At 65.6% G+C, this 10,490-nt stretch carries 9 protein-coding genes; 3 read left to right on the top strand and 6 right to left on the bottom strand.

Annotated elements, in window-relative coordinates:
* Positions 1-18 precede the first annotated feature (18 nt).
* Positions 19-3,510, bottom strand: a complete 3,492-nt coding sequence (gene car, locus HPC46_RS03310; protein ID WP_179466772.1) for a carboxylic acid reductase — start codon at positions 3,508-3,510, stop codon at positions 19-21.
* A 43-nt stretch (positions 3,511-3,553) separates the two neighbouring features.
* On the bottom strand, positions 3,554-4,258 hold the full coding sequence (locus HPC46_RS03305) for a TetR/AcrR family transcriptional regulator (protein ID WP_325096549.1): 705 nt from the start codon (positions 4,256-4,258) through the stop codon (positions 3,554-3,556).
* Between the two features lie 96 nt (positions 4,259-4,354).
* Between HPC46_RS03305 and HPC46_RS03300 the strand changes: the two genes are divergently transcribed.
* Both HPC46_RS03300 and HPC46_RS03295 read left to right on the top strand, forming a co-directional pair.
* A complete protein-coding gene (locus HPC46_RS03300; RefSeq protein ID WP_179466887.1) occupies positions 4,355-5,260 on the top strand; it encodes an alpha/beta fold hydrolase in 906 nt (301 codons plus the stop codon).
* Entirely contained in the window at positions 5,257-6,450 is a 1,194-nt protein-coding gene (locus HPC46_RS03295; protein WP_179466771.1) for a cytochrome P450, read from the top strand. The genes HPC46_RS03300 and HPC46_RS03295 overlap by 4 nt, the downstream gene beginning before the upstream one ends.
* Before the next feature lies 1 nt (position 6,451).
* Here HPC46_RS03295 and HPC46_RS03290 read toward each other — a convergent pair whose 3' ends face one another.
* From HPC46_RS03290 to HPC46_RS03275, 4 genes are read right to left on the bottom strand one after another with little or no spacing between them, the layout of a single operon-like run.
* Entirely contained in the window at positions 6,452-7,675 is a 1,224-nt protein-coding gene (locus HPC46_RS03290; protein WP_179466770.1) for a cytochrome P450, read from the bottom strand.
* Positions 7,675-8,379 (bottom strand): NIPSNAP family protein, encoded by a 705-nt coding sequence (locus HPC46_RS03285; RefSeq protein WP_179466769.1) that lies wholly within the window; start codon positions 8,377-8,379, stop codon positions 7,675-7,677. Before HPC46_RS03285 ends, HPC46_RS03290 begins: the two co-directional genes overlap by 1 nt.
* A 3-nt stretch (positions 8,380-8,382) precedes the next feature.
* Positions 8,383-8,577 carry a ferredoxin gene (locus tag HPC46_RS03280; RefSeq protein ID WP_179466768.1) on the bottom strand — a complete coding sequence of 65 codons (195 nt, stop codon included), beginning with the start codon at positions 8,575-8,577 and terminating at the stop codon, positions 8,383-8,385.
* A 14-nt stretch (positions 8,578-8,591) separates the two neighbouring features.
* Positions 8,592-9,833 (bottom strand): cytochrome P450, encoded by a 1,242-nt coding sequence (locus HPC46_RS03275; protein ID WP_179466767.1) that lies wholly within the window; start codon positions 9,831-9,833, stop codon positions 8,592-8,594.
* Positions 9,834-9,938: 105 nt separating this feature from the next.
* Here HPC46_RS03275 and HPC46_RS03270 point away from each other — a divergent pair, with 105 nt between their 5' ends.
* Complete coding sequence (locus tag HPC46_RS03270) at positions 9,939-10,487, top strand: TetR/AcrR family transcriptional regulator (protein ID WP_179466766.1); 549 nt, start codon at positions 9,939-9,941, stop codon at positions 10,485-10,487.
* Positions 10,488-10,490 lie beyond the last annotated feature (3 nt).

Raw genomic sequence — 10,490 nt, 5'->3', positions numbered from 1 at the left:
TTCGGGCTGATGTGCGGGCTAGAGAATGCCGAGCAATCTCATGTCGTCGACGTACTTGGCGATGAGTTCACGCGAGATGCTGGGGATCTGGTGCCCCGCGGATTCGACGGCGGCGCGGAACCGTGCGGCGGGCACCGGCGAGCCGGGGACCGCTGCAGCGGGGTGGCGGTACACGTCGAGCACCGTCAGAACCGATTGCTGCCTGGAGCGTTCGGGCAGCGCCTGCATGGCGGTCTCGAACCGGCTCAGCCATTCGGTGTAGTCGTCGATGCGGCGCACCGGGAATCCGCTGTCGGTGAGCCAGTCGACGAAGGTGTCCAGGGACACCCCGTCGTCATGCGGGTTGGTGGTGTTGTAGGTCTGGAACGCATCTCCGCCCAGGGTTCCCACCGCGGCGATCGCGCCGGCCAGGAAGTCGACCGGAAGTCCCTCATAGTGGGCGCGGGTGCCGCCGACGTAGAACGACGCCGGTGCGACACCGGTGGCGATCACGCTGTACAGCAGCCGGGTGAAGATGTCCGGCACATTCAGCTGGCCGTCGTAGCGACTGTCGGCCAGGATCATGCCCGGCCGGAAGACCGCGACGGGCAGGCGGCACAGGTCGTGGGCTTCCCGCAGCAACACCTCACTGGCCCACTTGCTGACGCCATAACCGTTGGCGTAGCCGTCACTCAGAGGCACCACCGGGACGTCGAGGCGAATATCGGCGTCCTCGCCGACAATGTGGTCGGTGACCGCCGTGACGCCCATCGTCGAGATGTAATGGATGGTCTTGAGTTTCGCGGTCAACGCCAGCCGGATCAGCTCGGCGGTGCCTGCCACGTTGGCGGCGAACAACTGGTCGTAGGGCAGCACGTGGTTGACGTGTGCGGCCGGATGCACGATCAGGTCGACGGATTCGGCCAGCCGCGCCCAGGTGGCGTCGTCGAGACCCCATCCCGGTTCACCGATGTCGGCGGCGATGACCTCCAGGTGACGGTCGGCCAGCGCGCGGAATCGTTGGAGCAGCACCGGATCGGATTCCAGCGCGGCTTCGACGCGGGCACGAGCACCCGCGGCATCGGCGCCGCGGGCCAGGTAGATCACTGTTCCGCCGGCGTCGACCATGCGCTGAAGCCATTCCAGGCCCAGGAATCGTCCGAGGAATCCCGTCACCCCGGTCACCAGGACGGACTGGATCTCCGCGGTCGGGCGCGGCAATGTGGTCGTCGCCGAGAGTATTTCGGCGTCGATGAATTTGTCCAGTGTCAGATCGGCGGCGCGGATCTCGCGGGCGCCCGCACCGTGCACCGAACCGAAGGTCATCTTCGAGTCGGAGTTGCGTTGCCGCTCGATGAATGCCGCCAGTCCGGTGAGGCTGCCGGTCGGATCGGTGACCACCCCGACCGGTATCTCGGCACCGACGATATCGGCCAGCAGGCGTGAGATCGCCAGCGCCGACAGGGAGTCACCGCCGAGGTCGATGAAACGAGCGTTCGGGTCGATGTCCTCGGGCGAGAGTCCCAAGGTGGCCTGCACCGCCCGCGCGACCACCTCGGAAACCGGTAGGGCGGAGCCTTCGGCCCGTAAGGCGCGTAGCTGCCGGGCCTGGTTGTCGGCCAACTCCGCGTAGCGCTGTTCCAGACGGGGCCCGTAGCGGTCTTTGAGCTTGGGCCGCAGGAACTTTCCGACTCCCGAGAGCAGTCCGTTCTCCAGGCTGAACGGCTCCGTCTCGATGAGGAAGTCCCGCGGGATCTCGTAGCTGTTCAGCTGGTTCTCGTGGGCGATCTCCAGCAGCGAGTCCGTGATCGCCGACGTCGACGATGCCGGGTCGGTCGGCACCACGATGCCGAGCAGGAAGGCGCGTTCACTGGTGCCGTAGAGGTAGATCTGCCGGACCAGTGGACTCTTGGTGTACAGCGCCTCGAGCCGGGCGACCGCGACGAATTCGCCCTGGGACAGTTTGATGACGTTGTTGCGCCGATCCACGAACCGCAGTTTGTCCGGCGCCACCTCGGCCATGATGTCGCCGGTCCGGTAATAGCCATCCGCGTCGTACATCGTGGCGGTCAGGTCGGGGCGTTTGTAGTAGCCGGCCATGAACCGTTCCGACTTCACCAGCAGTTCGCCTCGCGGAAAAGGCTTGTCGGTGTTGAAGTAGCCGAGTTCGGGCACGTCGTCGAGCTTGTAGTCGATGACCGGCGGACGCAGTACGTGCTCGTCGGCCAACAGCATGCCACCGGCGATCTCGGTCGAGGAGTAGCCGATCATCAGGTGCTGATCGAGCACGGACTCCATGAAGTCCTTGATCTCCGGGGACAGCGCGGCCGAGCCGCAGCCGCAGGCCAGCACCCGGCCGCCGAGGACTCGCTCGCGCAGGTCTGCACGCAGCCGCTCCCCTGCTTCGGCGGCGTCGGCACCGGCGATCGTCGCCTTGTCCAGCTCGCCGAGGTAGTGGTGGTAGAACATCTCGCACACCCGCGGCACCAGACTCAGGGTGGTCGGCCGGGCCGCGGCCAGGTCGTCGAACAGGGTGGACAGATCGCTGCTGGCGGCGAAGTAGCTCGTCCCACCGTTGGCCAGCGTCATCAGTACGTAGCCGTAGCCGATGAGGTGGCTCATCGGCATGTAGCTGAGTGTGATCACCGGCTGGTCCGATTGCGCCAACCAAGAACCGATACAGAGGCTTTCGGTCAGCATCGCACCCTTGGGAGTGCCGGTGGTGCCCGAGGTGTAGAACACCCACGCCAGCGGGTCGTCGCCATCCGCCGCGATGTGCAGTGGTGCCGGGGGTAGGTCAGCCGCGGCGTCGACGATGGTGTCGAGCACCTCGATCGTCAGCGCGCTGCCGGCGTCGGTCAGCCGCTGCGCGGACGCGTCGAAGCGGGCCCGATGGTTGTCATCGCGTGGCTCGTAGTCGAACACGATGAGCCGTTGCGGGGCGACCCCGGCCAGCAAGGCTTCCACCGCCGTATCCAGGGATTCGATGCTGGCCAACAGAATCCGTGGCCGTGTCTCGGTGAGGATCGGTGCATGCTGGGCGGCCGGCGCGCTGGTCTGCAGTGGTACCACCACCGCGCCGAGGTGGATGCAGGCCAGTTCGATGACCGCGTAGTCGATGCTGGCGAACCCGAGGACACAGACGAAATCCCCTGTCATCAAACGGTGTTCGCGGTGGTGGTACCAATCGGCGGCGACCGCACGAACGCGGTTCCACAACTGGCGGTAGCTCGTGGTGACGAAGTCGGGAAGGAAGCGCAAGCTGGTGTGCCCGGCTGCCGGGTCGGTGTGCAATTCCCTGGCGCGCGCACCCAGGGCAGGCCGGTCGGCGTAACCCTCCATGACGGTGGCCATCACCTGAGCGATCCGCAGACCCGGCTGGCGAGCGGCGGCGGCGACAGCGTCGTCGGGCTTGGTGGTGGCGAACCGAGTGTCGTCGGCGTAGAGCCGTTCACGCCTGCGGGCTATCCGATCCCACTGGTCCTGTTGCGCACCCGGATCCTTGACATCGCTGCGGCCGACGAAAGCCATGGCTTCACACCTTCATTGGATCGGCACCGAGGCGGATCGGTGGTCAGACGGTAATCGAGGCGTCCACATCGCGGTCCGGCCGCGTCGAGGCGGCACTGTCGAGCCGAGCCGGCGGCGCTTCCCACAGTCCGACGAGTGCGGTGATCAACTCCTCGGCGACCACCGACCAGTTCGAACTGACCGAGGGCTTGCCGACCGCCAGCTCACCCTCGATTTCGGCGCAGGTATGCATGAGCAGATTCGAAGCCATCATCCAGCGGCCCAGACGCACCCGTTTCGGTCGTTCCGGGAGGCACCGGTTGATGCCGCGGACCGTCTTGAGCATCAGCTCCGATGTCAACGCGCCGGCGACCACCAGATCCCGATAGGTAGGGTCGGCCATCGCCTGGGCTGCGAAACGCGCATACGACGTGGGCGTGCCGAGTGCCTCGAGATGTTCGGTGAAGGGATAGACCAGGACCCCGATCCAGTCCCGCAATTCCTTGGTCCCGGAGATCTCGGTCAACTTGCGCATCCGGATCTCGTCGATGGCGACGCGGTGCCTGGCCTCGATCGCGCGCAGCAGATCGGCACGGGAACCGAAGTGATAGCAGGCGGCCGCGTTGTTGCCCTGCCCGGCGGCCTCACTGATCTGGCGGTTCGACACCGCATGCATGCCGTGCTCGGCGAAGAGGCGCTCGGCGGCCACCAGCAGCGCGTCGCGCGTGACAGACGATCGGTCAGTGCGCTGGTCTTTGGCGGGGCTCACCGTTGTAAGTGAACACCACAGGTCAAAGTAAATCAAGGAATTTATTTAGATACCGGCCGCTCCGCGCCGCCGGTTGTGTCACCATCGCAATCGATGATGAGTTCACCTCAGCTCGACCACTCGGGAGAGCAGACCGTCGAGGTCTGCGGAGGCAACGTTGTCTATGAAATCATCGGATCCGCAGGTGATTTCATCGTCCTGACCCCTGGCGGTCGGTTCAGCAAGGACATCCCCGGGCTGCGCCCGCTGGCCGAGGCTCTGGCCGACGGTGGCTACCGGGTGCTGCTGTGGGACCGGCCGAACTGCGGGAAGTCCGACATTCAGCTGTTCGGCGAGTCCGAGTCGCATATGCGGGCGGCCGTCCTCAACGAGCTGATCACCGCACTGGGCATCGGTCCGTGCATCCTCGCCGGCGGATCGGGCGGGGCCCGCGATTCCATGGTGACCGCGATCCGCTATCCGAAGCAGGTGACCCGGCTGGTGCTGTGGAACATCGTCGGCGGGATCTTCGGCACGTTCGTCCTCGGTCACGTCTACGCCATGCCCAGCATCCTCGCCGTACGTGGTCGGGGCATGGCCGGCGTGCTGGATGTCAAGGACTGGCGAGAGTGCATCGCGGCCAATCCGGCCAACCGGGACCGGCTGCTGGCCTTCACCGCCGACGAGTTCGGAAACATCATGTTGCGCTGGCTGGGCGCGTTCATCACCAAGCCGGGGCAGACCATCCCCGGCGTCGACGACACTCTCTTCACCGATCTCGCCGTCCCGACCCTGATCATCCGCGGCGGGGAGAACGACCTCAACCACCCCAAACGCACATCCCTGGAAGTTCAGTGCCTGATCAGCGGATCCGAGCTGATCGACCCACCCTGGCCGGAGGACGCCTGGGAGCGGGCGTCGGAAGCCATGGCGCAGGGAAAGTCCCCGCGGTTCAACCTGTTCGACACCTGGGTGCAGGCAGCGCCCAGCATCCTGGAGTTTCTTGGAAGGCGCAGCACATGACGGACACCCTCGCCTACGACCCCTACGACGTCGCGCTCAATGCCGACCCCTATCCCACGTTCGCCAAGATCAGGGAAACCGCCCCGCTCTACTACAACGCCGTGCACGAGTTCTACGCCCTGAGCCGGTATGCCGATGTCGACGCCGCACTCCACGACCACGAGACGTTCAGTTCCGCCAGGGGCGCGATCCTGGAGATCATCAAGTCCGGCATGGAGATTCCGTCGGGCACGCTGATCTTCGAGGACCCGCCGATCCACAATATTCACCGAAAGCTGCTGTCCCGGATCTTCACCCCGCGCAAGGTCGCCGATCTCGAGCCCCGGATCCGGGAGTTCACCGCCCGCTGTCTGGATCCTCTGGTCGGCGCCGGACGCTTCGACTTCGTCAAGGATCTGGGCGCGCAGATGCCGATGCGGGTGATCGGCATGCTGCTCGGCATTCCCGAAGAAGAGCAGCAACACGTTGTGGATCATGGCGATTCGACTCTGCGGACCGAGCGCGGGCGCCCGATGACGGAGAACCCGAACGGGACCATCGCCACCGGCGAGGTGTTCGCCGAGTTCATCGACTGGCGCACCGAACATCCGTCCGACGACATCATGACCGATCTGCTGACCGCCGAGTTCGCCGACGAGACCGGCACCGTGCGACGCTTGCGGCGCGACGAGCTGCTGCTATACCTACAGGTGATCGCGACCGCGGGTGCGGAGACAACGACGCGGCTGATCGGCTGGGCGGGCAAGGTGCTCGCCGAGCATCCCGACCAGCGCCGTGACCTCGTCAACGACCGGACGCTGCTGCCCGCAGCCGTCGAAGAGCTGGTGCGCTGGGAGCCGCCCGCGCCCCACATCAGCCGGTACGTCACCCGCGACCTTGAGTACTACGGGCAGAAGGTGCCTGCCGGCAGCCCGATGATGCTCTTGATCGGTGCAGCCAACCGCGATCCGCGGACGTTCGGTCCGGACAGTGAATGCTTCAACGTGCATCGACCACAGCACCAACACCTGGGATTCGGCCTCGGCACCCACTTCTGCCTCGGCAATGCGCTCGCCAGGCTGGAGGGCCGGATTGCGCTCGACGAGATTCTCGACCGGTTTCCGGAATGGGACGTCGACCTCACCGAAGCCGAACTCAGCCCGACGTCGACAGTGCGTGGCTGGGAGTCCATGCCCGCGACAGTCGGCTGAGCTATACCTGAACCGGGATGTTGTTCCAGCCCCACTGAAAACTCGACGGTGGCCGGTGCGCCTCGTCGTCGAGGATGCGATAGTCAGGGACACGGCGCAGCCATTCCTGCAACATCACCGCGATCTCCAGCCGCGCCAAGTGATAGCCCAGGCAGAAATGCTGACCGCGGCCGAACGCGAGTGACCGCTGGATCGGTCGGTTCCAGATGAACGTCTCCGGCTCGGGAAACTCCCGCTCGTCGCGGTTGGCCGAGGCCAGAAGCGTGATGATCCGCTGACCCGGCTGGATCGTAGTTTCGTGAATGGTGAAGGGCTTGCGTACCGTTCGGGCAAACCACTGCGCCGGCGCGCAGTAGCGGATGATCTCCTCACGGACCACCGGAACATTGGCCGCCGGGTCCGCCCGCACCGCCGCCAGTTGCTCGGGGTTGCGGCTCAGCTCCCACAATCCGTGGGCGACGATCTTCGGCACGGTCTCCGTGCCGCCGATGAAGACACCCAGCATCTGGACGGCCACTTCACTGTCGGTCAGTGCCGACCCGTCGGGCAACCGGTAGGCCAGTAGGTTCTCGACGATCGGCAGCGGACCGGCGAACGTGCCCGCCCGCACCTGCTGCACGATCGGAATCAGGTACTCCAGGTAGCCGGGCCTGGCGTTGGCGACCTCGACTCCGCTGCCGGGCTCCGCCAGGCTGCCCGCGTTGACGGTGCCCAGCACGTCGGCGGCCGAATCGGTTGGCAAACCGACCAATTCGCACACCACCGAGGCCGCGACGATACCGCCGTACTCCTGGGTGAGGTCGAATGCGCCGCGGGGCAGCAGTTCGTCGAGGCGTTGGTTGGCCAGCTCGCGGATGCGGTCCTGCCAGCCACTGACCGATTTCGGCCGAAACTGGCTCGCCGTGCACCGCCGCACGTCGTCGTAGAGCGGGGCATCGAAGTTGGCGTGAAACGGCAACGGGTGCAACGGCGGGTCGGCGACCGGCCCGTCGTTGCGATGCGCCAGCACCGCGGCGGCAGGCAGTGTCCCTTCGGATGCGACGAAGGTGCCGTCATTGACGGCGAGCACTTGCCAGACGTCGTCGAACCGGGACAATGCGTAGGTGTCGAGTTCGTCGACGTAGTACACCGGGTGATGATCACGCAGCGTTTGGTAGAACGGCCGCGGGTCGGCCATCACCGCCGGATCGAACGGGCTATACGAAAAGTCTTGCATCACAACCATTATCGGAGCGGGGACGGCGGTAGAGCCTGCAGGATGGAGTCCTCCCAGCCGTCGCGCAGGGCCGGAGCGACGCTCATCCAGGTGACGATCTCGGCCGGCGGGCTGTCCTTCCACGACGGGTAGTGATTCTCGAAGCAGTCCCAGTCGCCGTCGAGCGCCCAGTAGTGGATGACCTCGTTGAAGCGGAACGTGGTGATGAACGACCCCAGCCAGCGCTTGCCCGTCGACTCCGACCACGGGACATACAGGCGTTCCAGCTCACGGATGTAGTCGTCCTGGCGGCCGGGTTTGGTCTGCATGATCTCCTGGATCACCAGTCCGGCACCGAATTTCGCGTCCTTCAGCTCGGCAAGCGTGCGGTTGCTGCGACCGGCGTACATGATCCGGCCCTCCCCCGATGCGCCGACTCCGGCGAGGTAGTCGGACCACCGCACGAACGCCTCTCGGTGGCTGCCGCCGGGGGCCTGCGCCTTCCCGATGCGGGCGTAGTCGGCGAAGGCGTCGATCTCCCAGATGATCGTGACCTGTGGCCAGTGACCGTTGTAGGGCGTGGTCTCCCAGATCGAGAACAGCCGCGCCCCAAGGTCTTCCATCATCGGGTGGTAGATGCTGGTGAACTGCTCGGTGAACGCCTCACTGCGTTCGGAGCCCAGCGAGATCGTCTCGTGCAAGTACAGCAGGGTGTGGCTGAAGAACTTCTTCACCGATCAGTCCTCGACCAAGCTCAGTGCCGCAGCAGGACATTGGGTGACCGCCTGCTGCATCCGCACCCGGTCCGACTCCGGACGTTCGTCACCGTGGATGCGGACGCTGCCGTCGTCGTCGACTTCGAACACATCCTCGGCGATGGTCTCGCAGATTCCGTGCCCGGTGCACTTGCCGAGATCTACTTCAATGCGCATGAACTGCCCCGAGCTCACCGGACGAACGCCGGGAGCCGCTTGATCCCGTGCACGAAACTGCTCAGCAGGTAGTCGGGCTCACCCAGCTCGACGTCGACCCGGAACAGCAGCTCGCGGAACAGATTCCGCAGTTCGGTGCGGGCGAGCTGGTTGCCGAGGCAGAAGTGCGGGCCACCACCGCCGAAGCCGAGGTGCGGGTTGGGCGTACGCCCCAGGTCGAACTTCTCCGGGTGGTCGAAGGCTTCTTCGTCCCGGTTGGCCGAGCAGTAGAACAGCCCGACCTTGTCCCCGGCCCCCAGCTGCTGGCCGGCCAGTTCGGTGTCTTCCTTGACCACCCGGGCGAACTGCAGCACCGGGGTGGCCCAGCGGATGAACTCCTCCACCGCAGGGCCGATCCGGCCGTCGAAGTCGGCCATCAGCCAGGCACGCTGCTCAGGGTTCGCGGCCAGGGCCAACATGGCGTGCGTCGTGGTCTGTTTGGTGGTGTCGTTGCCTGCCGACGCGAGCAGGATCAGGAACGCCCCGATCTCCTCGTCGGTGAGCCGGTGGCCGTCGATCTCGACGTTGACGATGCTGGTCATCAGATCGTCGCCGGGGTGGCGGCGGCGGAACTTGGCCAGCTCGATTCCGGTACCGGCGAGCAGGAACATCTCGTTGACGGTCGCCTCGGCCCGCTCCTCGATGGTGGCGTACTCGTCGTCGCTCATGGAAAAGAGCTTCTCGGCGGCCTTGGCCACGGCCTCGCGATCGGAGTTGGGCACCCCGAGCATTTCGGAGATAGTCATCATCGGTAGCCGCGCCGAGCACGCGGCGACGAAGTCCACCTCGCCGGCTCCGACAAGTTCGTCCACCACGGTGGCGGCGTTCTTGCTCACCTGTTCGTCGATCTGGGCGACGTGGCGCGGGGTGAACGCCGAACTGATCAGTCTGCGATACCTAGTGTGCTGGGGCGGGTCCATCATCAGGAAGAACGTCGCGATTCGCTGGATGTCGGCGGGCATCGGGTCCAGCGCGATGCCCTCGGCCGAGCTGAACAGCTCCGGGTGCAGGCTGGCGTGGACGATATCGGCCCGGCGGGTCAGTGCCCAGTAGCCAGGCTCTTCCATCGGGAACAGGGACGGAAACGGCTCGTGCCAGGTAAGCCCGTCGGTCGCCCGCAATGCGGCGAAGGTCTGGTCGCGGACGTCGAAGGGCTGGCCCCAGAATTGCCGCGACGTGATGTCGTGAGGGCTGTACTCACGTTGGTCCCCGGACACGTGCCCAGCGTGACACTTTGCCCAGAATTTGTAAAGACAGTGTTTTCGGTCTCTGATGTGTGAAGTCCGCGTGACACCCAGGCCCAGACCTGTAATCCTGTACACGTGAGCCAGGCGCCGGCAGGCAGTACCGCGATACCCGACGAGGACGAGTCCTCCTCGCGGCGCCGCATCCTCAACGCGACCGCCGAGGTGATGGCGCGGAACGGCCAGACCAAGCTCAGCCTCTCGGAGGTCGCTCTGCAGGCCGGCGTCTCCCGGCCCACGCTCTACCGCTGGTTCGCTTCCAAGACCGAGTTGCTCGATGCGTTCGGCGCCTACGAGCGCGAGATGTTCGACACCGGTATCAGCCGCGCCACGGCAGGGCTGCGCGGCACCGACAAGCTGGACGCCGCACTGCAGTTCATCGTCTCTTATCAGCAGACCTACTCCGGTGTACGGCTCATCGACATCGAGCCCGAGGTCGTACTCGCTCAGCTGTCGCGGATCCTGCCGCTCATGCGGTCGCGGCTGGAGCGGTTGTTGAGCGGGCCGAACGCCGAGATCAAGGCGGCCACCGCAATTCGGATCGCCGTGTCGCACTATGTGGTCCGCAGTGACGACGCCGACCAGTTTCTGGCGCAGCTGCGCCACGCCGTCGGCATCAAGCAGTGACCG

This window comes from Mycolicibacterium vinylchloridicum (genome assembly GCF_013404075.1).
Lineage (GTDB): Bacteria > Actinomycetota > Actinomycetes > Mycobacteriales > Mycobacteriaceae > Mycobacterium > Mycobacterium vinylchloridicum.
This window is presented reverse-complemented; position numbering and strand designations above follow the sequence as displayed.